Annotated in this window: 22 protein-coding genes; 17 read left to right on the top strand and 5 right to left on the bottom strand. The window is 70.0% G+C overall.

Going from position 1 to position 24,331, the window contains the following annotated elements; all coding sequences use genetic code 11:
- Positions 1–9: 9 nt before the first annotated feature.
- From AB0310_RS03540 to AB0310_RS03550, 3 genes are read right to left on the bottom strand one after another with little or no spacing between them, the layout of a single operon-like run.
- Entirely contained in the window at positions 10–1,248 is a 1,239-nt protein-coding gene (locus AB0310_RS03540) for an MFS transporter (RefSeq protein ID WP_280566394.1), read from the bottom strand.
- Entirely contained in the window at positions 1,245–1,682 is a 438-nt protein-coding gene (locus tag AB0310_RS03545; RefSeq protein WP_268776417.1) for a MarR family winged helix-turn-helix transcriptional regulator, read from the bottom strand. The genes AB0310_RS03540 and AB0310_RS03545 overlap by 4 nt, the downstream gene beginning before the upstream one ends.
- A 35-nt stretch (positions 1,683–1,717) precedes the next feature.
- Entirely contained in the window at positions 1,718–2,506 is a 789-nt protein-coding gene (locus AB0310_RS03550; RefSeq protein WP_259953924.1) for an IclR family transcriptional regulator, read from the bottom strand.
- Between the two features lie 103 nt (positions 2,507–2,609).
- Between AB0310_RS03550 and AB0310_RS03555 the strand changes: the two genes are divergently transcribed.
- The 3 genes from AB0310_RS03555 to AB0310_RS03565 are packed head-to-tail and all read left to right on the top strand — an operon-like array spanning position 2,610 to position 5,228.
- Positions 2,610–3,383 carry a CoA transferase subunit A gene (locus AB0310_RS03555; protein ID WP_366236592.1) on the top strand — a complete coding sequence of 258 codons (774 nt, stop codon included), beginning with the start codon at positions 2,610–2,612 and terminating at the stop codon, positions 3,381–3,383.
- Position 3,384: 1 nt separating this feature from the next.
- Positions 3,385–4,047, top strand: coding sequence for a CoA transferase subunit B (locus tag AB0310_RS03560; RefSeq protein ID WP_259953922.1), 663 nt, complete (start codon positions 3,385–3,387; stop codon positions 4,045–4,047).
- Entirely contained in the window at positions 4,044–5,228 is a 1,185-nt protein-coding gene (locus tag AB0310_RS03565; protein ID WP_187663916.1) for an acetyl-CoA C-acetyltransferase, read from the top strand. The genes AB0310_RS03560 and AB0310_RS03565 overlap by 4 nt, the downstream gene beginning before the upstream one ends.
- Before the next feature lie 21 nt (positions 5,229–5,249).
- Here the strand turns inward: AB0310_RS03565 and AB0310_RS03570 are convergent, their stop codons facing one another.
- Positions 5,250–5,549 carry a hypothetical protein gene (locus tag AB0310_RS03570; protein ID WP_025103262.1) on the bottom strand — a complete coding sequence of 100 codons (300 nt, stop codon included), beginning with the start codon at positions 5,547–5,549 and terminating at the stop codon, positions 5,250–5,252.
- Positions 5,550–5,756: 207 nt separating this feature from the next.
- Between AB0310_RS03570 and AB0310_RS03575 the strand changes: the two genes are divergently transcribed.
- The 8 genes from AB0310_RS03575 to AB0310_RS03610 all read left to right on the top strand — a co-directional run bounded on the left by AB0310_RS03575 (position 5,757) and on the right by AB0310_RS03610 (position 15,890).
- Positions 5,757–7,013: an MFS transporter gene (locus tag AB0310_RS03575; protein WP_366236593.1), complete on the top strand. Its 1,257-nt coding sequence runs from the start codon at positions 5,757–5,759 to the stop codon at positions 7,011–7,013.
- Positions 7,014–7,078: 65 nt separating this feature from the next.
- On the top strand, positions 7,079–8,485 hold the full coding sequence (locus tag AB0310_RS03580; RefSeq protein ID WP_366236594.1) for an alpha,alpha-trehalose-phosphate synthase (UDP-forming): 1,407 nt from the start codon (positions 7,079–7,081) through the stop codon (positions 8,483–8,485).
- 40 nt (positions 8,486–8,525) lie between these two features.
- Positions 8,526–9,323, top strand: a complete 798-nt coding sequence (gene otsB / locus AB0310_RS03585) for a trehalose-phosphatase (protein WP_366236595.1) — start codon at positions 8,526–8,528, stop codon at positions 9,321–9,323.
- A gap of 9 nt (positions 9,324–9,332) precedes the next feature.
- Entirely contained in the window at positions 9,333–11,051 is a 1,719-nt protein-coding gene (gene ilvD / locus AB0310_RS03590) for a dihydroxy-acid dehydratase (RefSeq protein WP_259953917.1), read from the top strand.
- A gap of 70 nt (positions 11,052–11,121) precedes the next feature.
- Positions 11,122–12,921 (top strand): acetolactate synthase large subunit, encoded by a 1,800-nt coding sequence (locus AB0310_RS03595; RefSeq protein ID WP_259953916.1) that lies wholly within the window; start codon positions 11,122–11,124, stop codon positions 12,919–12,921.
- Between the two features lie 3 nt (positions 12,922–12,924).
- Positions 12,925–13,434, top strand: coding sequence for an acetolactate synthase small subunit (gene ilvN / locus AB0310_RS03600; protein WP_025103268.1), 510 nt, complete (start codon positions 12,925–12,927; stop codon positions 13,432–13,434).
- 59 nt (positions 13,435–13,493) lie between these two features.
- Positions 13,494–14,522, top strand: a complete 1,029-nt coding sequence (gene ilvC / locus AB0310_RS03605) for a ketol-acid reductoisomerase (RefSeq protein WP_025103269.1) — start codon at positions 13,494–13,496, stop codon at positions 14,520–14,522.
- A gap of 102 nt (positions 14,523–14,624) precedes the next feature.
- Positions 14,625–15,890, top strand: a complete 1,266-nt coding sequence (locus AB0310_RS03610; protein WP_187663922.1) for an alpha-L-fucosidase — start codon at positions 14,625–14,627, stop codon at positions 15,888–15,890.
- Positions 15,891–15,909: 19 nt separating this feature from the next.
- Here AB0310_RS03610 and AB0310_RS03615 read toward each other — a convergent pair whose 3' ends face one another.
- The gene (locus tag AB0310_RS03615) at positions 15,910–17,061 is read right to left on the bottom strand and encodes an ROK family transcriptional regulator (RefSeq protein WP_187663923.1); all 1,152 of its coding nucleotides are present in this window, start codon (positions 17,059–17,061) and stop codon (positions 15,910–15,912) included.
- 199 nt (positions 17,062–17,260) lie between these two features.
- On the opposite strand from AB0310_RS03615, the gene AB0310_RS03620 reads away from it, so the two are divergent.
- The 6 genes from AB0310_RS03620 to AB0310_RS03645 all read left to right on the top strand — a co-directional run bounded on the left by AB0310_RS03620 (position 17,261) and on the right by AB0310_RS03645 (position 24,303).
- Positions 17,261–18,520: an ABC transporter substrate-binding protein gene (locus AB0310_RS03620; protein WP_060920976.1), complete on the top strand. Its 1,260-nt coding sequence runs from the start codon at positions 17,261–17,263 to the stop codon at positions 18,518–18,520.
- 43 nt (positions 18,521–18,563) lie between these two features.
- Positions 18,564–19,469 (top strand): carbohydrate ABC transporter permease, encoded by a 906-nt coding sequence (locus AB0310_RS03625; protein WP_060920975.1) that lies wholly within the window; start codon positions 18,564–18,566, stop codon positions 19,467–19,469.
- On the top strand, positions 19,459–20,373 hold the full coding sequence (locus AB0310_RS03630) for a carbohydrate ABC transporter permease (RefSeq protein WP_060920974.1): 915 nt from the start codon (positions 19,459–19,461) through the stop codon (positions 20,371–20,373). Before AB0310_RS03625 ends, AB0310_RS03630 begins: the two co-directional genes overlap by 11 nt.
- Positions 20,370–21,344: an ROK family protein gene (locus AB0310_RS03635; protein WP_315636970.1), complete on the top strand. Its 975-nt coding sequence runs from the start codon at positions 20,370–20,372 to the stop codon at positions 21,342–21,344. The genes AB0310_RS03630 and AB0310_RS03635 overlap by 4 nt, the downstream gene beginning before the upstream one ends.
- 65 nt (positions 21,345–21,409) lie before the next feature.
- Complete coding sequence (locus AB0310_RS03640; protein WP_366236919.1) at positions 21,410–22,957, top strand: M81 family metallopeptidase; 1,548 nt, start codon at positions 21,410–21,412, stop codon at positions 22,955–22,957.
- A complete protein-coding gene (locus tag AB0310_RS03645; protein WP_366236596.1) occupies positions 22,954–24,303 on the top strand; it encodes an alpha-L-fucosidase in 1,350 nt (449 codons plus the stop codon). The genes AB0310_RS03640 and AB0310_RS03645 overlap by 4 nt, the downstream gene beginning before the upstream one ends.
- Positions 24,304–24,331: the final 28 nt, after the last annotated feature.

Below are 24,331 nucleotides of genomic sequence, written 5' to 3' on the forward strand. Positions count from 1 at the left end.
TCGAGCGTGTCAGCCGGCGTCACCGACGAGGATCGCCGCCGCGTCCTCCGCGGTCGCGTCGGCAGGTTCGTCGTCGATGTGCGCGAGGACCTTCCGGCCGAGGAGGATCGTCAGTGCTGCCAGAAGGACGGCGGCGGCGGCGAAGAGGTACGGCACGGTCGCGCTGAACAGGTGCCACAGGAGCGCCGCGATCGGCGGGGCCATCGCGCCGCCGAGGAAGCGGACCGCGGAGTAGGCCGAGGAGGCGACGGAGCGGGGGAGGTCGGTCGCCTCCATCACGGCTTCGGTCAGCACGGTGTTCATGACGCCGAGGAGCAGGCCGCCCACGATGATGCACACGACGAGAGCGGCAGGTTCGGCGACCACCAGCCCCGCGACGACGAGGTCGACGGCGAGCAGCGGCAGCACGGTGAGGATGACGTGGGTCCTCGGCATCCGGCGCATCAGCACGGGCGCGACCCACACGCTGGTGACCGCGAGGGCGACGCCCCAGCCGAAGAACGTCAGGCCGATGCCCATGGCCCCGAAGCCCAGGGGGAACGGCGAGAACGCCAGCAGCACGAAGAAGCCGATGTTGTAGAACAGGGCGGCCACGGCGAGGATCGCGAGAGCGGGACGGCGCAGAGCGGTGAAGGGGGCGGAGAACTTCACGGGGGTGCGCTTCTCGCCCGGCCCTCGCAGCAGCACCAGGACGGCGATGAACGCGATGGCCATCAGGGCGACGACGCCGAAGAACGGTCCGCGCCAGCTCTGCTCGCCGAGGATGCCGCCGAGCAGCGGGCCCACGGCGATGCCGAGGCCGAGAGCAGCCTCGTACAGCACGATCGCCGCGCTGCTGCCGCCGGATGCCGCGCCGACGATGGTGGCCAGCGCGGTCGAGATGAACAGCGCGTTGCCCAGACCCCAGCCGGCCCGGAATCCGATGACGGCGTCGACGCTGCCGCTGATCGCGCAGAGGAAGGCGAACACCACGATCAGTCCGAGTCCGACCAGGAGCGTGGCCTTGGCGCCGATCCGGCTGGAGATCCAGCTCGTGACGAGCATCGCGAGGCCGGTGACCAGGAGATAGCTGGTGAAGAGGAGCTCCGTCTCGACCGGCGTCGCTTCGAGGGACTCCGCGATAGCCGGGAGGATCGGATCGACGAGGCCGATGCCCATGAAGGCGACGACGCACGCGAAGGCGACGGCCCACACCTGGGCGGGCTGCTTCCAGACCGACGGGGTGCGGGATGCGGGGGCGGTGTTCAACGGATCTCTCCTGTCCGGTCTGCGGAGGTGCGGGCGGCGAGGATCTCTGCCGCACGGGTGAGGGCGTGCCAGTCATCGTCGTCGAGGTCGGTGAACCGCGGCGCGATCGTCTCCCGGAACTCGGAGCGCCAGGCAGTCAGGGCCGCCGTCCCGTCCGGGGTCACGGCGACGACGGTGGCACGGGAGTCGTCGGCATCGGGGGAGCGATGCACGAGACCCTCGCGTTCGAGCGTGCCGAGCAGCCGGGTCATCCCGGGCTGCGTGGTGCGAGCTGCTGCGGCGAGCTCGCCGACACGGCGGGGACCGGACTGATCGAGCAGGCTGAGCACCCGCCACTGCGCCGCGGGGGCGTCGTTCCCCGCGTCCTGGGCGGCGATGCGACCCAGCGCGTACCCCGACAGGACGAGCGACGGGATGACCTCCGAGCGGTTCATACCAGAAAGTATATACCTACTGATATGTATCGAGGTCACCGCCGGGCGTGGGCGATCCTCGCCGAGAGCTGATGGGCGTGGGCGAGGAGGATCCGGCCCAGCTCGGCCTGACGCTCCGGGCCGAAGCGGAAGGCGACACCGGTGAGGCTGAGCGCCCACTCCGGGCGCCCTGCACGGTCGAACACCGCCGCGCCGAGGCCCCAGCTCCCCTCGACGATCAGGCCGGGGTTGACGGCGAATCCGCGTTCCTTCGTCTCGGCGAGGCGCTTCCGCAGCGGGCGCTCGCCATGAGCGCGCCCCCAGCTCTCGACGAGCTCAGGATGGCGCTCCAGATAGGCATCCACATCATGGTCGGGGAGGAACGCGAGGATCGCGAGGCCGGCGCTCGCCACTCCGAGCGGGAAGCGCACCCCCTCGCTCAGCACGAAGGAGCGGATGGGGAACGAGCCCTCCTCCCGCAGCAGGCAGACCGTCTCGTCCGCGCGCCGGACGGAGAAGAAGGCGCTCTCCTCGGTCTTCACGGCGAGCGACCGCACGATGTCCCGGGCCAGGGCCGTCACGTCGTATCGAGCGGCGGCCACGGATCCCATGAGGAAAAGCTCGGGTCCCGGCATCCAGCGGCTGCTGTCGCCGTCCCGGTCCACGAGCCCCTCCACGCGCAGGGCGCTGAGCAGGCGATGCGTCGTGGGGCGGGAGAGACCGGCGCTGCCCGCGAGTTCCTGCAGGGTGGCGCCGTCGGTGCCGGCGGCCGTCACCAGTCGCAGGAGCCGCGCCGCCCGCGCGACAGCCTGAGTGCCGGGGACGGGGTTCGTCGCAGTGTCCACATCGTGGACGCTAGTGGCGCGGGCGTCCACATCGCAAGAGGGTGCTGGCCGTGACTCCGCCGGGGCGGGAGGCTGGTGGGGACACGGAACCGAAGGAGCAGACGTGATCGACAAGCAGTGGGAATCCGCGGAGGCCGCCGTCGCCGACATCCCGGACGGCGCTTCGCTCGCCGTCGGAGGCTTCGGACTCTCCGGGAACCCGATCGCGCTCATCGAAGCGCTCCTCGCGCAGGGCACGACCGACCTGAGCGTGGTGAGCAACAACTGCGGGGTGGACGACTGGGGGCTCGGCGTGCTGCTCGCCGCGCAGCGCATCCGCAAGATGACCTCGTCGTACGTGGGGGAGAACAAGGAGTTCGAGCGGCAGTTCCTGTCCGGGGAGCTCGAGCTGGAGCTGACGCCGCAGGGCACGCTCGCCGAAAAGCTGCGAGCGGGAGGATCCGGGATCGCCGCGTTCTACACTCAGACGGGCGTGGGCACCCAGGTGGCCGACGGGGGCCTGCCTCGCCGGTATCACCCCGACGGATCGATCGCGGTGGGCTCACCGCCCAAGGACGTGCGCACGTTCGCGGTGCACGGCGAGCCCCGCGAGTTCGTGCTGGAGGAGGCCATCACCACCGACTTCGCCCTGGTGCATGCGGCGCGCGGCGACCGGCACGGCAACCTCGTGTTCCGGAAGGCAGCCCGGAACTTCAACCCGCTCGCCGCGATGGCCGGACGCGTGTGCATCGCGCAGGTGGAGCGGCTCGTGGAACCGGGGGAGCTGGATCCGGACACGATCCACCTGCCCGGGGTCTTCGTGCACCGGATCGTCGAGGTCGGCGAGGACATCCCCCAGCGCATCGAGCGGCGGACCGTCGCCGCGGAAGGAGCCTGACATGGCGCTCACCAGAGATCAGATGGCCGCGCGCGCTGCGGTCGAGCTCCCGGACGGCGCGTACGTGAACCTCGGCATCGGCCTGCCTACGCTCGTCCCGAACCACGTCCCGTCCGACGTGACCGTGGTGCTGCAGTCGGAGAACGGCATCCTCGGGGTCGGGCCCTACCCGCGGGAGGACGAGGTCGACCCGGATCTCATCAACGCGGGGAAGGAGACGGTGACCACGCTCCCCGGAGCGGCGTTCTTCGACTCCGCCCTCAGCTTCGGCATGATCCGCGGCGGGAAGATCGATGCCGCCATCCTCGGGGCGATGCAGGTCTCCGCCTCCGGCGACCTCGCGAACTGGATGATCCCGGGCAAGATGGTCAAGGGCCCCGGGGGCGCCATGGACCTCGTGCACGGCGCCGGACGGGTGATCGTGCTGATGGAGCACGTCGCCAAGGACGGCTCGGCGAAGATCGTCGACGCCTGCACGCTGCCGCTGACCGGCCGCGGCGTCGTGGACCGGATCATCACGGACCTCGCGGTGATCGACGTGACGCGGGAGGGCCTCGTGCTGGTCGAGGTCGCGCCCGATGTCACGGTGCAGCAGGTACGGGAGGCCACGGAGCCGTCCCTCCGCCTCGCCCCGGAACTGGAGAACGGAAGGACCGAGCAATGAGTGAGAACGATGTCGTCATCGTCGCCGCGGCGCGCACCCCGCAGGGCCGGCTGAAAGGACAGCTCGCCGCCTTCACCGCGCCGCAGCTCGGATCGTTCGCGATCCGCGGCGCCCTGGAGCAGGGGGGAGTGGATCCGGCAGACGTCGACGCGGTGATCGTGGGACAGGTGCTCGCCGCCGGATCCGGGCAGAACGCCGCCCGTCAGGCGGCGATCGGCGCAGGGATCGGCTGGGACGTGCCCGCGCACTCCGTGAACAAGGTGTGCCTGTCCGGGCTCACCGCGGTGATCGACGCGGCGCGCATGATCCGGACCGGGGACGCCGAGGTGGTCGTCGCCGCCGGCATGGAGTCCATGACCCGCGCGCCGCACCTGCTCATGGGATCGCGCGACGGCTGGACCTACGGCACCGTCGAGGTCCTCGACCACATGGCCTACGACGGGCTGACGGACGCCTACGACCGGGAGAGCATGGGCGCGTCGACGGAACGGCACAACGCGCGATACGAGCTCACCAGAGAGATGCAGGACCAGGTGGCGGCGCTCTCGCATCAGCGGGCCGCCGCCGCCCAGGAGAGCGGGGTGCTGGACGCGGAGATCGTCGCCGTCGAGGTGCCGCAGCGCCGGGGCGAGCCCGTGCGGGTGACCCGAGACGAAGGGGTGCGCCCCGAGACCACGGTGGAGACCCTCGCGGGACTGCGTGCCGCCTTCGCCGAGGGCGGGTCGATCACCGCAGGCAACTCGTCCCAGATCTCGGACGGCGCCTCCGCCGTCGTCGTCACGACGCGCGGGACGGCCGAGGCCAAAGGCTGGCCGGTGCTCGTGACCGTCGGGGCGAGCGGCCAGACCGCCGGCCCGGACAACTCGCTCCAGGCGCAGCCGGCGCGGGCGATCGAGCAGGCGTGCCGGAAACAGGGCATCACGCCGCAGGATCTGGATCTCGTGGAGATCAACGAGGCGTTCGGGGCCGTGGTCGCCCGCTCGCAGACCGAGCTCGGGCTGCACGGCGACATCGTCAACGTGCACGGCGGCGGCATCGCGATCGGTCATCCGATCGGCGCCTCCGGCAACCGTCTCGTGGTGCACGTCGCGCACGAGCTGGCCCGCCGGGGTGGCGGAACCGCGGCGGTCGGCCTGTGCGGCGGCGGCGGTCAGGGCGAGGCGCTGATCCTCACCCGTTGACGCGGGAGGCGCGGGGGTGCGTCAGGACCGCTTGTCCTGGGCGTGCCCCTGCGCATCGGCGAGGGCCTTCTGCGAACGGAACTGCAGACGCTGCGCCTTCTTGGACTTCTTCACCGACTGCGGGGAGTCGGCGTCCACCGGCACGCCGTGGCGTTCGCGGCGCATGTCGACGACCGCGCCGACCGCGAGCGCCATCGTGATGCCCCAGCTCACCCACGACAGGAGCGAGCGCCAGGTGATGGGTTCATTGCGGGTGCCGCGCAGCAGCGAGATCCCAGCCGAGATCGCGGCGACGAGTCCGGTGCTGAAGAGGTAGCGCATGCCCCTACGGTACCCGCAGCCGGGGCGCGGGGGCCGGAGCCTTGACAAGCCGGGGGAGAGGCTGGCAGGGCGTCCGTCCAGGGCCACCGGATATCATGGGAGGGTCGCGGTTCACCCGCGGCCGCAGAAAACCGTGTATCTACCGGCCGTCGGCGTCTCCGGCGGACAGCGGCGGCACCCGACACGCGTCATCGACGCGCGAGAGCCATGACACACACCAGCACCACGCCTGACACCGCCGAGTCGAGCCTCTTCCGCCTCGCCGGCCTGCCGTACTTCCTCATCGCGTTCATCGCGCGACTGCCGTTCGCCATGATGGTGGTCGGGGTCCTCACCGTCGTCGTGTCGGCGCGGGGGTCGCTCTCCCTCGGCGGACTCACTTCGGCTGCGGTCGGTCTCGGTACCGCCTGCTTCGGACCGCTCCTGGGCGCCGCCGCCGACCGCTTCGGTCAGCGCACGGTCCTCCTCGCGCTCGCCGTGGGCAACGCGGCGATGCTCCTGCTCTTCACGGCGGTCGTCTACGGCCCGGCCGCTGACGGGTTCGTGCTCCTCGCCGCGATCGGCATCGGCGCGACCGCGCCCCAGGTGGCGCCGCTCTCGCGCTCCCGGCTGGTGACGATCATCGGCGAGCGGATGCCCGCGGAGCGCCGCGCGCGCACCGTCTCCGGCACGATGGCGTACGAGTCGGCCGCGGACGAGACCGTCTTCGTCTTCGGGCCCTTCCTCGTGGGTGTGCTCGCCTCGGCGCTCGCGCCGTGGGCCCCGCTGGTCGGGGCCGCCGCGCTGACCCTGGTGTTCGTCGGAGCCTTCGCCCTGCACCCGAGCGGACGGCACGTCTCCCAGGACCGCACCGACGACGGTCGGGCACCGTCCGCCGTGTCCGAGCTGTTCCGTCCGCAGCTCCTCATCGTCGTCCTCGGCATCCTCGGCGTCGGGATCTTCTTCGGCACCATGCTCACTTCGCTCACCTCGTTCATGGCCGACCTCGGAGCCCCGGAGCAGGCGGGGCTGCTGTACGGCGTGATGGGCGTCGGCTCCGCGGTGCTCGCCCTCGGCGTCGCCTGGCTCCCCGTCCGGTTCTCCCTGCGCGCGCGCTGGCTCGTGTTCTCGGGGATCCTGCTCGCCGGATCGCTGCTCCTCGGCATCGTCGACTCCCCCAGGGGCATGATGCTGGCCCTGGCCATCATGGGCATCGGCATCGGTCCGACCCTCGTCACCCAGTACAGCTTCGGAGCCGCTCGAAGCCCCCGTGGCCGGTCGGCGACGGTGATGACGATGCTCGGCTCCGGCGTGATCGTCGGTCAGTCGATCGGCGCCGCGGTGGCGGGGGAGATCGCTGAGAGCCTCGGCACCTCCGCTGCGCTCGTCCTCCCGATGATCGCGGCCGGCATCGCGTTCGCGGCGGGCCTCGGGAACTGGGCTCTCAGCGGTGTGCACCGCGCGGCGTCCGCTGTCAAGGCCTGAGGGAGGACCGGCGGTCGGCGCGCATCCTCGATAGGTTGGAAGCTACTGGACCGAGGAGTGCCCCTGTGACCGCTGCTGATTTCGTCGTCGTCGCCAACCGCCTCCCGGTGGACCGGGTCGTGGGCCCCGACGGCGAGGAGACGTGGCGGACGTCGCCCGGCGGCCTCGTCGCCGCCCTCGAGCCCATGATGCGCCGTGTACACGGTGCCTGGGTCGGCTGGCCGGGCCAGCCCGACGTGGAGCTCGAGGCCTTCGACGCCGACGGCATCCACCTGATCCCGGTGGCGTTGAGCTCCGACGAGGTCGCCGACTACTACGAGGGCTTCGCCAACGACACGATCTGGCCGCTGTACCACGACGTCATCGCGCCGCCGCAGTATCACCGCGAGTGGTGGGACGCCTACGTGCGGGTGAACCGTCGCTTCGCGGAGGCGGCCGCGGCCGCGGCGGCGCAGGACGGCACCGTCTGGGTGCACGACTATCAACTCCAGCTGGTGCCGCAGATGGTCCGCGAGCTGCGCCCCGACGTCACCATCGGCTACTTCCACCACATCCCCTTCCCGGCCCACGGCCTCTATGCCCAGCTTCCCTGGCGGGACCAGGTGCTGCGCGGACTGCTCGGCGCCGACGTCATCGGCTTCCAGCGGGCGCAGGACGCGACCTACTTCCTCACCGCGGTCCGGCGCCGGCTGCGCTACGAGGTGAAGGGGTCGAGCATCGCGGTCCCGGATCAGGGAGGCTCGCGGACGGCCATCGCCAAGGCCTTCCCGATCTCCATCGACACCGCCCCGTACCTCGAACTCGCCGCCCGCGAAGACGTCAGGGCGCGGGCCGCGGAGATCCGCGCCAGCCTCGGCAACCCCAAGCGCATCCTCCTCGGCGTCGACCGCCTGGACTACACCAAGGGCATCGGGCACCGGATCAAGGCATACGGCGAGCTCCTCGAAGACGGCCGCCTGGACGTGGAGGACGTCACCCTCATCCAGGTGGCGAGCCCGAGCCGGGAGCGGGTGGACGCCTATGCGCACCTCCGGGACGAGATCGAGCTCGCGGTGGCCCGCATCAACGGCGACCACGACACGGTCGGTCACTCCGCCATCCGCTACCTCCACCAGGGGTACCCGCGCGAGGAGATGGTCGCTCTGTACCTCGCGGCCGACGTCATGCTCGTGACAGCGCTGCGTGACGGCATGAACCTGGTGGCGAAGGAGTACGTGGCCACCCGGACAGACAACCGCGGCGTCCTCGTGCTCAGCGAGTTCACCGGCGCGGCGGACGAGCTCCGCCAGGTCGTGCGCGTCAACCCGCACGACATCGCGGGCCTCAAGGACGCGATCATGGAGGCGGTGGAGATGTCCCCCGCCGAGCAGGCGCGGCGCATGCGCTCCCTCCGCCGCCGGGTGCTGGACAACGATGTGAACGCCTGGTCGTCATCCTTCCTCGACGCTCTGGCCGACGTCCGCCGCCGCTGACCGCACTCCCTGCACACCCTTCTTCTCGATCGGAGACACCGTGACGCGCCCCTGGATCCCCGGAACCGCCGACGCCGACCTCACCGCCCTCGCGACGACGCCGCGCTTGGTCGTGGCCCTCGACTTCGACGGCACCGCGTCCCCGCTCGTCGCGGACCCGATGGCCGCGCGGGCGCTGCCGGAGGTCGCCGTGCAGATGGCCCGTCTCGCGGCGATGCCCGACACGATCGTGGCCTACGTCTCCGGTCGCAGCATGCACGACCTCAGAGAGATCACCGAGCACACCGACGATTCCGTGGTCGTCCTCGCCGGCTCCCACGGCGCGCAGTACTGGTTCCCCGGTGAGGGTGCCGCCGACGCCCCGGGGGACACGACCGAGCCCGGGGTGCGCGAGGAGCTGTGGGACGCCGCGCAGCCGATCATCGATCGCTACGAGGGCGCGGAACTGGAGCCGAAGACCTTCGGCATGGGCGTGCACACCCGGCGCGCGGACCGGGAGACGGAGGAGAGAGTCTTCGCCGAGATCGACGCCCTCGTCGCCGAGCGCTTCCCGCAGTGGCGCCGGCGCGCCGGCCACCGGGTGCTGGAGTTCTCGTCGCGGAACGAGGGCAAGGACGCCGCGATGATCGCCCTCCGGGAGCGCTTCGACGCGACGGGCATCCTCTTCGCCGGTGACGACGTGACCGACGAGGATGCGATGCGCGTGCTGCAGGAAGGCGACCTCGGCGTGCGCGTCGGACCGGGGGAGAGCGCCGCGACCCTCCGTGTGGACTCTCCACAACAGATCGCCGCGCTTCTGGAGACGCTCGCGAACGAGAGGGCCGTCGCGCAGGAATAGACTCTCGTCATGTCCTCGCATGATCCCTCCACCAGCGCGCCCATCGACATCAAGCCCCGCAGTCGCGTCGTCACCGACGGCATCGAGGCCACGACCTCCCGCGGCATGCTCCGCGCGGTCGGGATGGGGGACGCCGACTGGGACAAGCCGCAGATCGGCATCGCGTCCAGCTGGAACGAGATCACACCCTGCAACCTGAGCCTCGACCGGTTGGCGCAGGGGGCGAAGGAGGGCGTGCACTCCGGCGGTGGCTACCCGCTGCAGTTCGGCACCATCTCCGTCTCGGACGGCATCTCGATGGGCCACGAGGGGATGCACTTCTCGCTCGTGTCGCGCGAGGTCATCGCCGACTCGGTCGAGACCGTGATGATGGCCGAGCGCCTCGACGGCTCCGTCCTGCTCGCGGGCTGCGACAAGTCGATCCCCGGCATGCTCATGGCCAGCGCGCGCCTCGACCTGTCGAGCGTCTTCCTCTACGCCGGGTCGATCGCGCCGGGCTGGGTCAAGCTCTCCGACGGCACCGAGAAGGACGTCACGATCATCGACTCGTTCGAGGCGGTCGGCGCCTGCCGTGCCGGCCTCATGAGCGAGGAGGACCTCAAGCGCATCGAGTGCGCCATCGCTCCCGGTGAGGGCGCGTGCGGCGGCATGTACACCGCCAACACCATGGCCTCCGTCGCCGAGGCGCTCGGGCTCAGCCTGCCGGGCTCCGCCGCGCCGCCCGCTGCCGACCGCCGCCGCGACTACTTCGCGCACCGGTCGGGCGAGGCCGTCGTCAACCTGCTCCGTCAGGGCATCACGACGCGCGACATCCTCACCAAGGAGGCGTTCGAGAACGCGATCGCTCTCGCGATGGCCCTCGGCGGCTCGACCAACGTCGTGCTCCACCTCCTCGCGATCGCCCGGGAGGCCGAGGTCGAGCTGAGCCTGCACGACTTCAACCGCATCGGCGACAAGGTCCCGCACGTGGCCGACATGAAGCCGTTCGGCAAGTACGTCATGAACGACGTCGACCGGCACGGCGGCATCCCCGTCATCATGAAGGCGATGCTCGACGAGGGCCTCCTGCACGGCGACGCGCTCACCGTCACGGGCAAGACGCTCGCCGAGAACCTCGCCGAGCTCGACCCGCAGCCGATCGACGGCGAGGTCATCCACACCTTCGACAACCCCATCCACGCCACCGGCGGCCTGACGATCCTGCACGGGTCGCTCGCTCCGGAGGGTGCCGTGGTCAAGACCGCCGGCTTCGACGCGGCCGTCTTCGAGGGTCCCGCGCGGGTCTTCGAGCGCGAGCGCGCCGCCATGGACGCGGTCGCCGCGGGGACCATCGAGCCGGGGACGGTCATCGTCATCCGGTACGAGGGCCCCAAGGGCGGACCGGGTATGCGCGAGATGCTCGCCATCACCGCGGCCATCAAGGGCGCGGGGCTCGGAAAAGATGTACTACTCTTGACGGACGGACGATTCTCAGGCGGCACAACCGGCCTGTGCATCGGACATATAGCACCCGAAGCGGTGGACGCAGGTCCTATCGCCTTCGTGCGCGATGGTGATCTGATACGGGTCGATATCGCAGCTCGCTCTCTCGACCTACTCGTCGACGAGGCGGAGCTCGCCTCCCGCCGCTCTGGCTGGGAGCCGCTTCCCCCGCGCTACACCCGAGGCGTTCTTGCCAAGTACTCGCGCCTCGTGCGGTCCGCCGCCGAGGGAGCGACGACCGGCTGATCCATCGACCGGCTCAGGAACCGCTCGATCGGAGCGCCGGTGTCCCGCACAGTTCATCAGAAGGAAAGTCATGACTGCTGACTCCGTCTCGGCCGTGCCGAGGCCGCCCGCCCGTCCATCCGCTCCGGAGATCACCGGTGCGGAGGCCGTCGTCCGCTCGCTCGAGCTTCTCGGTGTCACGGATGTCTTCGGCCTTCCCGGCGGCGCGATCCTCCCGGTCTACGACCCGCTGATGGATGCGTCGCAGCTGCGTCACATCCTCGTGCGGCACGAGCAGGGCGCGGGCCACGCGGCCGAGGGATACGCCTCCGCATCCGGCAAGGTCGGCGTGTGCATCGCCACCTCGGGCCCCGGGGCGACCAACCTCGTCACGGCGATCGCCGACGCCTACATGGACTCGGTGCCGCTGCTCGCGATCACCGGTCAGGTGTTCTCGACGCTGATGGGCACGGATGCCTTCCAGGAGGCCGACATCGTGGGGATCACGATGCCGATCACGAAGCACTCGTTCCTCGTGAAGGACGCCGCGGACATCCCCGGCGCCATCGCGGCTGCCTATGAGATCGCCGGCACCGGTCGCCCCGGTCCGGTGCTGGTGGACATCACCAAGGATGCGCAGCAGGCGACCGCGCCCTTCGTGTGGCCGCCGAAGATCGAGCTCCCCGGGTACCGCCCGGTGACGAAGGCGCACGGCAAGCAGATCCAGGCGGCGGCCGCGCTCCTCGCGGAGGCGAAGAAGCCGGTGCTGTACGTGGGCGGCGGTGTCGTCCGCGGCCGGGCCGCGGCCGAGCTGCTCGAACTGGCCGAGTCGACCGGTGCGCCCGTCGTCACGACGCTGATGGCGCGAGGTGCTTTCCCCGACTCGCATCCGCAGCACCTGGGAATGCCGGGCATGCACGGCACGGTCCCCGCCGTGCTGGCGCTGCAGGAGGCCGACCTCCTCGTCTCGCTGGGCGCACGGTTCGACGACCGCGTCACGGGCAAGGCGGCACTGTTCGCGCCGCACGCGAAGGTGGTGCACGTCGACATCGACCCGGCGGAGATCTCCAAGATCCGCACGGCCGACGTGCCGATCGTCGGAGACGTGCGCGACGTGCTCACCGATCTCGACGCGGCCTTCCGCGGAGCGACGGCAGACACGAAGCCCGACATCGAGGAGTGGTGGTCGTACCTCGACGGCCTCCGGAACGAGTTCCCCCTCGGGTACGCGCCGACGACCGACGGCCTGCTCGCGCCCCAGTACGTGATCCAGCGCATCGGCGAGCTCACCGGACCGGAGGGCATCTTCGCCTCCGGTGTGGGGCAGCACCAGATGTGGGCCGCGCAGTTCATCAAGTACGAGCGTCCGAACGCCTGGCTGAACTCCGGCGGTGCGGGCACGATGGGCTACTCGGTGCCGGCGGCCATGGGAGCGAAGGTCGCCGAGCCGGAGCGCCAGGTCTGGGCGATCGACGGCGACGGCTGCTTCCAGATGACCAATCAGGAGCTCGCCACCTGCGCGATCAACAACATCCCGATCAAGGTCGCGATCATCAACAACTCGTCGCTGGGCATGGTCCGGCAGTGGCAGACGCTGTTCTACGACGGCCGCCACTCCAACACCGACCTGAACACCGGGCACGGCACGATCCGCATCCCCGACTTCGTGAAGCTCGCGGAGGCATACGGCTGCCTCGCGATCCGCGTGGAGAAGGAGGAGGAGGTCGACGCCGCCATCCAGCTCGCGCTGGAGACGAACGACCGCCCCGTGGTGATCGACTTCGTGGTGAGCGCCGACTCCATGGTGTGGCCGATGGTGCCGCAGGGGGTCAGCAACAGCTATGTCCAGTACGCGCGCGACCACGCGCCCGCGTTCGACGAGGAGGACTGAGCCATGTCGACCCATGTCCTGAGCCTGCTGGTGGAGAACACCCCCGGCCTTCTGACCCGCGTCGCCGGCCTGTTCGCGCGCCGCGGCTTCAACATCGACTCCCTCGCCGTCGGCGTGACCGAGGTGCCGGGGATCTCCCGCATCACGGTCGTCGTCGACGTGGAGGAACTGCCGCTCGAGCAGGTGACCAAGCAGCTCAACAAGCTGATCAACGTCATCAAGATCGTCGAGCTCGACCCGGCGTCGTCCGTGCAGCGCGAGCACATGCTCGTGAAGGTGCGCACGGACAACGCCAGCCGCTCGAACGTGATCGAGGTCGTCAACCTCTTCCGCGCGTCGGTCGTCGACTACGCCGCCGACGCCCTCGTCATCGAGGTCACCGGCGACAAGGGCAAGGTCGAGGCGCTGCTTCGCGCTCTGGAGCCCTTCGGCATCAAGGAGATCGCCCAGTCCGGCCTCCTCGCGATCGGCCGCGGCGGCAAGAGCATCACCGAGCGCGTCTTGCGCGGCTGACCCTTCGACAGACTCTGGGACCGCGCGTCCCGCACAACCACAACCAAGGAGAGAAACCAGTGAGCACCGAGATCTTCTACGACGACGACGCCGACCTGTCCCTGATCCAGGGCAAGAAGGTCGCGATCGTCGGCTACGGCTCGCAGGGCCACGCCCACGCCCAGAACTTGCGCGACTCGGGTGTCGAGGTCGCGATCGCCCTCAAGGAGGGCTCGAAGTCCGCCGCGAAGGCCGAGGAGGCCGGCTTCCCCGTGAAGACCGTCGCCGAGGCGACCGAGTGGGCCGACGTCATCATGATCCTCGCGCCGGACCAGCACCAGCGCACGATCTACAGCGAGTCCATCGCCCCGAACCTGACGGCGGGCAAGACCCTGGCCTTCGCGCACGGCTTCAACATCCGCTTCGGCTACATCGACGCACCCGAGGGTGTCGACGTGATCCTCGTCGCCCCGAAGGCTCCCGGCCACACGGTGCGTCGCGAGTTCGTCGCCGGCCGCGGCATCCCCGACATCATCGCCGTCGAGCGTGACGCCTCCGGCCAGGCCTGGGACCTCGCGCTGTCGTACGCGAAGGCCATCGGCGGCACCCGTGCCGGCGTCATCAAGACGACCTTCACCGAGGAGACCGAGACCGACCTGTTCGGCGAGCAGGCCGTGCTCTGCGGCGGCATGAGCCACCTCGTCCAGGCGGGCTTCGAGACCCTCGTCGAGGCGGGCTACCAGCCGCAGATCGCCTACTTCGAGGTGCTGCACGAGCTCAAGCTCATCGTCGACCTCATGTGGGAGGGCGGCATCGCCAAGCAGCGCTGGTCGATCTCCGACACCGCCGAGTTCGGTGACTACGTGTCCGGCCCGCGCGTGATCGACGAGCGCGTCAAGGAGAGCATGAAGGGCGTCCTGTCCGACATCCAGTCCGGCGCGTTCGCGAAGCGCTTCATCGAGGACCAGGACAACGGGGCCGAGGAATTCCTCGCCCTCCGCGCCAAGGAAGAGCAGCACCCGATCGAGGCGACCGGCAAGGAGCTGCGTTCGCTCTTCGCCTGGAAGCAGCAGGACGAGGACTACGTCGACGGTAGCGCCGCGCGCTGATTCGACTCGCGAACGAACGGGCGTCCCTCCGGGGGCGCCCGTTCGGCGTTCCGTACGGCATTCCGCGGCGCAGACATCCGATGTCTGTGCCAGGATGGACGCATGCGACAGGAATGGTTTGATGACGCCCGCTTCGGCATGTTCGTCCACTTCGGCCTCTACAGCGGGGCCGCGCGGCACGAGTGGGTGCAGAACTACGAACGCCTCACCGACGAGGAGTACCGCCCGTACTTCGACAACTTCGATCCCGACCTCTTCGATGCCGCGGCCCTGGCGAAGACCGCCAAGGAGACGGGGATGGGCTACGTCGTGCTGACGACGAAGCACCACGACGGCTTCTGCCTCTGGGACTCGAAGCTGACCGACTTCACCTCCGTCGCGGCGGTCGGGCGCGACCTGGTGCGCGAGTACGTCGACGCCCTCCGTGCCGAGGGGATCCGGGTCGGCCTCTACCACTCGGTCATCGACTGGCATCACCCCGACTTCACGGTGGACTGGAACCACCCGCGACGCGACGACGAGAACGCGCACGCCCTGAACGAGGGGCGCGACATGGCCCGCTACCGCGAGTACCTGCACGGTCAGGTCCGCGAGCTGCTCACCGGGTACGGCGACATCGACTACCTGTTCTTCGACTTCACCTATCCCGAGTCCAAGGACGGCTGGGAGGGGAAGGGGCCGCAGGACTGGGACGCCGAGGCGCTGCTCGCGTTGTGTCGGGAGCTGCAGCCGGAGATGCTCGTCAACGACCGGCTCGGCATCCCCGCGGACTTCGTGACGCCCGAGCAGTATCAGCCGACGGCTCCCATCGTCCGCGACGGCGTGCCCCTCGTGTGGGAGGCATGCCAGACGCTCAACGGCTCCTGGGGGTACCACCGGGACAACACCGACCAGAAGTCGCCGGTGCTGCTCGCGCAGATGCTCGTCGACTCGGTGTCGATGGGCGGCAACATGCTCCTGAACATCGGCCCGGACGGGCGTGGGGCGATCGCGCCCCGGGATGCGGAGACCCTCGCCGAGATCGGGGAGTGGATGCGCCTGCACGACCGCGCCGTGATCGGGGCCGGTCACGCGCCGTTCACGCCGCCCCGTGAGGGCGTGTACACGCTCCGCGGCGACCGGCTCTACCTGAGCCTGTTCAGCTGGCCGCTGGGCTTCGTGCATCTGCCCGGTCTTGCGGGCAAGGTCTCGTATGCGCGCCTGCTGAACGACGGGTCCTGGCTGCGTACGAGCGTCAGCGACCCGGACCAGCAGGCCGACCTGATGACGCCGGCGGGCGAGGCCGAGGGGACGCTCACGGTGCATCTTCCGGTACGGCGTCCCGACGTGCTGATGCCGGTCATCGAACTGCGCCTCACGGGGGAGTGAGGCTGACGGTGGCGGCGGCTCAGGCCGTCGCCACCGGGATGTCCATGCCCTCGAGCGCGAGGCGGGCGGCGCCGTGCAGGATCGCGTCCGCCCCGGTGGCCGCGGCCTCGATCCGCAGACGCTGGGTCGCGAGCGGGTGGCAGGCCTCGTAGACCCGGCTGCGCACCGCGGCGATGAACGGCTCGGAGGCGCTCATGCTCCCGGTGAGGAACAGGGCGTGCGGGTTGAAGAAGTTCACGACCCCGGAAAGCGCCTGACCCAGGTGGGTCCCCGCGGTGCGGACGAGCGTCGTCGCCAGCGGGTCCGCGTCCCGTGCCAGTGTCAGCACGTCGGCCGTGGTGCGGACCTCGGTGTTGCCGCGCTCGCGCATCTGGCGGACGAGGCTCGCGCCGCTGGCCACGGTCTCCAGGCAGCCGGTGTTACCGCAGGAGCAGGGGATGTCGCCGCTGCCGTCGATCCGCGTGTGCGTGATGTCGCCGGCTGCGGCGGTCGCTCCCCGATGGATGTGCCCGTCCACGATGATCCCGCTGCCGATCGCGGTGCCCGCCTTGACGGTGATGCTGTGCTGGGTGTGCCCGAGCTGGCGACGGTGCTCGCCGAGGGCGGCGAGGTTGGCGTCGTTGTCGACGACGACGGGCACGCCGTGGCGCTCCGCGAGGTGCTCGCCGACGCGGAACCCGGGCCACCCCGGCATCCGTGAGGGCTGATCCACGGAGCCGGTCGCGACGTCGACGGGGCCGGGTAGGCTCACGCCGATCGCGTGGACCCGTGTCTCGGCGAGCAGGCGCTCGAAGACCTCCGACACTCTCTCCAGCGTCGCTTCCGGGCCGTCCGCGACGTCGATCGCGATGGTCTCCGAGTGGAGCAGGCCGCCGCTGAGGTCGTGCCGGCCGATGCGGGCATGGCGTCCGCCGAGATCGGCGGACAGCACGATGCCGTCGCCGGCGATCCGCAGCACGCGCGGCCGTCGTCCGCCGCGGGAGGTGCCGGCCCCCGCCTCCTCCAGCACGCCGGCATCGAGGAGCGCCTGTACGCGCAGGCCGACCGTCGACGCGGCCACGCCGAGGGCGGAGGCGAGTTCGGAGCGGGAGCGCGCCTGTCCGCGGGCGACGAAGTCGAGGATGCGCCGCGTGTGCGGGTCGTCGACGGTGGTGTCGGCGGGGTTCGTCATGGAGGCCCTTCGTCTCGAGGCATCGTCAGCGTAGCGGGGGTGCCGCGTGTTTCAGGCGAGTGACGAATTATCACCACCCTATAAACATCGGATGTTCAGCTTGCGGCACCTTGCGAACTATGACAGCGTAACTTCATACGAAATCCTAATTGGTTAGTTCGAGTCTCGAAATAACCTATCCCTTCTCAGGAGGCATTCAATGAAGAAGTTGCGTGTGGGGGCTGTCGCCGCTGTCGCGGGCGTGGCCGTGGCGATGACCGGCTGTGCGAGCAGCGGGGGATCCGGGGGCTCGGCCGACGGCGACACCATCGTGGTGGACATGTGGGCCGGCAGCGAGTCGGACGTCGATGCGCTGGAGGCGCAGATCGAGTTCGCGCAGAAGCAGAACCCGGACATCAAGATCAAGCTGCAGACGTCGCCGTGGAGCGACTTCTTCACCAAGCTCACGACCAACATGGCCAGCGGCAACATGGCGTGCATCACCGGCATGAGCGGCGCGCAGCTCGGCGGCTACACGGCCGGCTTCCGCGAGCTCAGCGACGAGGATCTCAAGACCGCGGGCATCGACTGGTCGGAGTTCAACCCGAGCGCCGACGGCATCCTCAGCTTCGAGGGCAAGGTCTACGGCGTGCCGTTCGACGTCGCCACGATGCTCGTCTACTACAACCAGGACATGCTCAGCGCCGCCGGTGCCGCCACGCCGGAGATCGGCTGGACGTTCGACGACTTCGACACGATCGCCGCCGACGCCACGAAGGACGGCAAGTACGGCTTCGGCATGGGCATGGGCGGCTACCAGTGGATGTCGATGCCGATCGCGTACTCCGCCACGCAGCCCGCCTCCGAGGACGGCACGCTGCACATCGACGACGAGGACTTCGTCGACGCCGCGTCCTGGTACGCCGGCCTGGTCACGGAGAAGAAGGTCGCGGCTCCGGTCGCCTCCGCCTCCGACACCGGCTGGGGCGAGAACCAGTACACGGGTGGCAACGCGGCCATGGCCGTCGACGGCACCTGGAACGCCGTCAGCTACCTCAACAACGAGTCCGGCTTCGCCGCCGGCATGGTGCCGCTGCCCGCGGGCGTGGACGGCAACCCCGGTCCCATCCTCGGCTCCGGCTACGGCATCGCCGAGAACTGCAAGAACCCGGAGGCCGCGCTGAAGGTGCTCGGCTCCCTCGTCGGCGAGGACGCGCAGGACTACATCGCGTCGTCCGGCCGCTCCTACCCGGCCCGCATCTCGTCGCAGCCGCTGTACTTCGAGTCGATCGACGAACAGTACCGCGACCAGGTCCAGTCGGTGTTCGAGGCCGCGTTCGGCGACACGGTGCCGCTGTACATGACCAAGAACTGGCAGAAGCTCGACAGCTACATCCAGCCCAACCTCGTCAGCGTCTACAACGGCCAGATGACGATGGAGGAGCTGCTGTCGAACGCCCAGGCGCAGTTCGGCGAGTGAGCCGGATCCGGCCCGCACAGCAGTAACAGAGAAAGACAACGAGATGACGATCACGACGAGACGTCGAGGATCGCTCGCCAAGGTCGAGGGCCGCCAGGCGCTGGGTTTCGCAAGCCCAGCCCTGGTGGGCCTCGCCCTGTTCACGATCGTGCCCGTGGGGCTCTCGATCGTGATGAGCGTCTTCGACTGGCCGACCTTCGGCGAACGCACCTTCAACGGGGTGGACAACTACGTCAAGCTGTTCACCAGCAGCCCGGACTTCTGGCCCGCGCTGCGCAACTCGGCGGTGTACACGCTGCTGTACGTGCCGTTGAGCGTCGCTCTCTCGCTCGTGCTCGCCCTCGGCCTCGGCCCCCGCATCCGCGGCCGCGGTGCCCTGCGCGTCCTCTTCTTCATCCCCGTCGTGACCCCGATGGTCGCGAACGTCCTGGTGTGGAAGATGATGCTGCAGCCGCAGGGGCTCTTCAACGGCCTCTCGGTCACCTGGTTCGGCATCGAGCTGCCGAACTTCCTCGCCGACCCCAACTGGGCGATGATCATGGTCGTCGTGATGAGCGTCTGGCAGGGACTCGGCTACAACATGCTGATCTTCTCCGCCGCCCTCGAGCAGCTCCCGGAGAGCGTCCTGGAAGCGGCCAGTATCGATGGCGCACAGGGCATCCGGCGTGTGTGGAGCATCATCATCCCGATGATCTCGCCGTCGATCTTCTTCGCGACGATCATGACGATGATCACCTCGCTCCAGGTCTTCGTCCAGCCGCAGATGCTCACCGGAGGCGGCCCCGGCAACGCCACCAAGCCCCTCGTGATGTACATCTGGGAGCAGGGCTTCACCTTCGGCGATCTCGGACTCGCCGCCGCCGCCGCGTGGATCCTGTTCGCGATCATCATCGCGATCACGGGCATCCAGTTCGCCGCACAGAAGAAGTGGGTGCACTATGAGCACTGAGACCCTCGTCCGGCCCACCGGCACCGCCCCGCGGCGTCAGCGCGAGCGGGAGAAGGCGCGTGGTGCGGCGACCACGCCGGGCGCGCGCGCCCGACTGATCCTCGCGCACGTCACCATCTACGTCGCGGCGCTCATCTTCATCGCGCCGCTCGTCTACGCGTTCTTCTCGGCCCTCAAGCCGAACTCCGAGATGTTCTCGATGCCGCCGACGCTCGTGGGCTCCGAGCTCCGCTGGAGCAACTTCGTCGACGTCTTCGCCTACGGACCGTTCCTCACGTACATCATGAACTCGTTCATCGTGGCGATCGGCGGCACCCTGGTCGTGCTCGTGGTGTCCACGACCGCCGGATACGCGTTCGGGCGCCTGCGCTGGAAGGGCCGCGACGCGGTCTTCGTCCTCTTCCTGGCCACGCTGATGGTGCCCGCCGAGGTGCTCGTCATTCCCATGTTCCAGGTCATGCAGTGGTTCAACTGGGTCGACACCTATCAGGCGCTCATCCTGCCCTTCGCGTTCGGCGCCTTCGGCACGTTCCTGATGCGGCAGTTCTTCCGCGGCATCCCCTACGAGCTGGAGGAGGCGGCCCGTGTCGACGGCGCCGGCCCTGTCCGGTCCTTCCTGCAGATCATCCTGCCGCTGTCGAAGTCCGCGGTCGCGGTACTCGCGGTCTTCACGTTCCTGTCCTTCTGGAACAGCTACCTCTGGCCCCTCATCGTCACGGTCGACTACAACGCGCACGGCACGCTGCCGGTCGGTCTGGCGAGCTTCGCCGGTCTCACCGGCACCCGGTGGGACCTGCAGATGGCCGCCGCGATCATCTCGATGATCCCGACCACCCTGCTCGTGATCGTGCTGCAGAAGCACCTGGTCAAGGGCATCGCGATGGCCGGACTGGGCGGACGATGAGCGCGGTCGGGCAGCAGACGGACGACCCTCGACGAACGACCACGAGCCCCGGGTCCGACTTCGCGCTGGCGGGGGTGGACATCGGGGGCACGAAGATCGCGGCCCTCGTCGTGGACGCCTTCGGAGACGTCCTCGCACGCGGAAGCGTCCCGGCGCCCGCGAGCGTCGGCGGCTCGGCCATGGCGGATGCGGCGGCCGACCTCGTCACGCGGCTGGCGGCCGAGGCCGGTGTCGCCGTCGCCGCGGTGGGGGTGGGTGCCGCGGGCGTCATCGACCATGAGAGCGGCACCATCCGTGCCGCGTCCGCCCTGTTCGCAGACTGGGCGGGTTTCCCGCTCGGCCCGGAGCTGGCGCAGCGCGTCGGCGTCCCGGTGCGGGTCGAGAACGACGTGAACGCCTTCCTCCTCGGAGAAGCCGCCGCGGCGGGTCCGAGCGTTCCCGATGTGCTCGGTGTGATGCTCGGCACGGGCGTCGGCGGCGCGCTGGTCATCGGCGGGGAGCTGCACCACGGCCCCCACGGCGCGGCCGGCGAGATCGGGCACACGCCCGGTTACAGCGACCTCGTCTGCACCTGCGGGCAGACCGGTCACCTGGAGACCCTGGCGTCCGGGACGTCGATCGCCCGGCGGTTCGAGGAGCGCACCGGTCGTCCGGTGAACGATGCCAGGGAGGTCGCGGAGGCCGCACGGGCCGGCGACGCCGACGCCCGCGCCGTGTTCGACGCCGCCGGACGGGCGCTCGCTCTCGCCTGCGCCAGTGCCGCGACGCTCCTCGACCTGCCGATCGCCATCGTCGGCGGCGGGGTCACGGCCGCCTGGGACCTCCTGGAGCCGTCGATCGAGCGGACGCTCGGTACCGATGCCCCGGTGTCGGGCATCGCGCTGCGCGTCGTCCCCGCCGTCCTCGGAGCCGACGCCGTCGCGCTCGGCGCCATCGAGAGCGCACGACGCGCCCTCGCCCCCGTTTCCTGACCACGACTGCGACCGCAGAGGAGAACACCACCGTGACCGCACGCCCGGAAGCCCACGAGATCTGGATGGGTCCGCTGCCGCCGCTCGCCGAGGGCGGGCTCGCGCGGCCCCGGATCGGCATCGGCGGCATCTCCATCGAGTCGAGCACCTTCTCCCCGCATATCTCCGGGGACGAGGCCTTCACGATCCGCACCGGCGATGCACTGCGGGCGTACTACCCGTTCCTCGACGCCGGACGCGAGCTCGCCGAGGCGGCGGAGTGGGTCCCGCTCACGCACGGCCGTTCGCTGCCCGGCGGTGCCGTGGACCCGGACACCTACCGCCGGATGAAGGACGCGATCGTCGAGGGGCTCCGCACGCAGGGGCCGTTCGACGGATTCTTCTTCGACATCCACGGCGCGATGAGCGTCGTCGGGATGGACGATGCCGAGGGCGACCTCGCTCTCGCGGTGCGGGACGCCCTGGGCCCGGACACCCTCGTCTCCACATCGATGGACCTGCACGGCAACGTCTCGGAGACTCTGCGCGACGCGGTGGATCTGCTCACCTGCTACCGGATGGCGCCGCATGAGGACTGGCTGAACACGAAGGAGCGGGCGGTGTGGAACCTGCTCGACCGTCTCCGCGGCCCGCACGGCAGCGACGTGCAGGCACGGCGGCCCTTCACGGCCTGGGTGCCCGTGCCCGTGCTGCTGCCCGGGGAGAAGACGAGCACGCGACTGGAGCCCGCGCGGAGCATCTACGCCGAGCTGCCGGAGATCGAGGCGCTGCCTGGCGTCGTGGACGCGTCGGTGTGGATCGGCTATGCATGGGCCGACGAGCCGCGCTGCCAGGCGTACGTCGTCGTCACCGGGGACGACAGGGAGGTCATCGCCCGTGAGGCGGAGCGCGTGGCCCGGATGTTCTGGGAGGCACGGAAGGACTTCGTCTTCGTCGCGAAGACGGGAAGCCTCGACGACGCGCTGGAGGAGGCGCTGGCCCCCGGTGCCCCGCGTCCGTACGTGATCTCCGACTCCGGGGACAACCCGACGGCCGGGGGAGCGGGCGATGTGACCTGGACCCTCGCCCACCTGCTGCAGCGACCCGAGCTCACCGACGGCACGCACACGACGCTGGTCGCCTCGATCTTCGATCCGCGGGCCGTCGCCGAAGCCGTGGAGGCGGGCGTCGGTGCGACGGTCACGCTGTCAGCCGGAGCCGCGGTCGATTCCGGGCCCCACGGACCGGTCGAGATCACCGGCACGGTGTTCTCCGTCACCGACGGCGACCCGGACGCCGGCACCCAGGTGGTGATCGCTGTCGGCGGGCTGCACGCCATCGTGACCGAGCGCCGCAAGCCCTTCCACCACCTCTCCGACTTCCGGATGCTGGGGCTCGAGCCGACGACGGCCGACATCGTGGTCGTGAAGATCGGCTACCTGGAGCCGGAGCTGTACGAGCTGGCGGCGGGATGGACGCTGGCGCTCACCCCGGGCGGGGTGGACCAGGACCTGCTCCGCCTCGGACACCATCGCCTGCGCCCCGGGGTGTTCCCGTTCGACACGACAGGCGACCCCGATCTGACCGCGGTGGTCGTGCGCCGCGGGGCCGACGAGGAGGACACGGCATCATGATGAACTTCGAGAAGCGCACCGGCCCCGACTTCGGTGCGGCGTCGCCGGTCTACCCCGCGAACGGCGTGCCGGACTGGTACCGCGACGCCAAGCTCGGCTTCTTCGTGCACTGGGGGCTGTACTCCGTGCCGGCGTGGGCCGTGCAGCACGGGGAGGGCGTGAACATCCCCACCGAGGATGCCTATGCGTGGCACCAGTACGCGGAGTGGTACGGCAACACGGTGCGCATCCCGGGCAGCCCGACGTGGGAGCGCCACCAGCGCACCTACGGTCCTGGGACCTCGTACGAGGACCTCGCCGACCGGTGGGACGCCGACGCCTTCGATGCCGAGGCCTTCGTCGGTGAACTCGTCGCGGCCGGAGCGCGCTATGTCGTGCCCACGACCAAGCACCACGAGGGGTTCTGTCTGTGGGACACCGCCACGACCGGATTCAACGCCGTCGCGCGCGGCCCTCGCCGTGACCTCATCTCCGAGTTCCACGACGCCACGCGGCGGGCGGGAGCCAAGTTCGGCGTGTACTACTCCGGAGCGCTCGACTGGCACGTCAGCGACTTCCCGCCGATCGAGTCGGACACCGACCTGTTCCGGTTCCGTCGCAACGACGCCCACTTCTCCCGGTACGCCGCCGCGCAGCTCGAGGAGCTCGTGGAGCGGTTCGCGCCCGACGTGCTCTGGAACGACATCGAGTGGCCGGACGGCGGCAAGGGCACGGAGGAGTACGCCGTGGCCGCACTCCTGCAGCGGTACTTCGACGCCGTCCCGGACGGTGTGGTCAACGACCGCTGGGGTGTGCCGTACCACGGGTTCCTCACCCGCGAATACACGGACATCCCGGACATCATCCCTGAGCCGTGGGAGTCGACCCGCGGGCTCGGCTACTCGTTCGGGTTCAACCAGGCGGAGGACGAGCGCCACTCGCTCTCCGGCGCGGCCCTGATCCGGCTCCTCGTCGACGTGGTCGCGAAGAACGGCAACCTGCTCATCAACGTCGGCCCCGCGGCGGACGGATCCATTCCGGCGCTGCAGCGGAAGGCGATGCAGGAGCTCGGCAGCTGGCTGGCCGTGAACGGTGCGGCGATCTACGGCACGCGGCCCTGGACGCGGATGGGGGAGCGCACGGGGGCTCCTCGCCGCTACACCACGTCCACCGACGCGGTGCACGTGCATGCGCTCGACCCGGCGGACGGCGAGTTCGAGCTGCCGTCCGAGCTCACGGCCGCTGCGCTGTCGTGGGCCGACGGGACCCCGGCGGAGGTGTCCGCAGACGGCGGTTCGACCCGCATCGTGATCCCGGCCGGTCTCCGCGAGGCTCCGGTCGCCGTGCTCACCGCGCACGGCGCCTGACACACGCTCCGCAGAAGGGCCCCCGTCG

The sequence above is a fragment of the Microbacterium meiriae genome (assembly GCF_040702565.1).
Lineage (GTDB): Bacteria > Actinomycetota > Actinomycetes > Actinomycetales > Microbacteriaceae > Microbacterium > Microbacterium meiriae.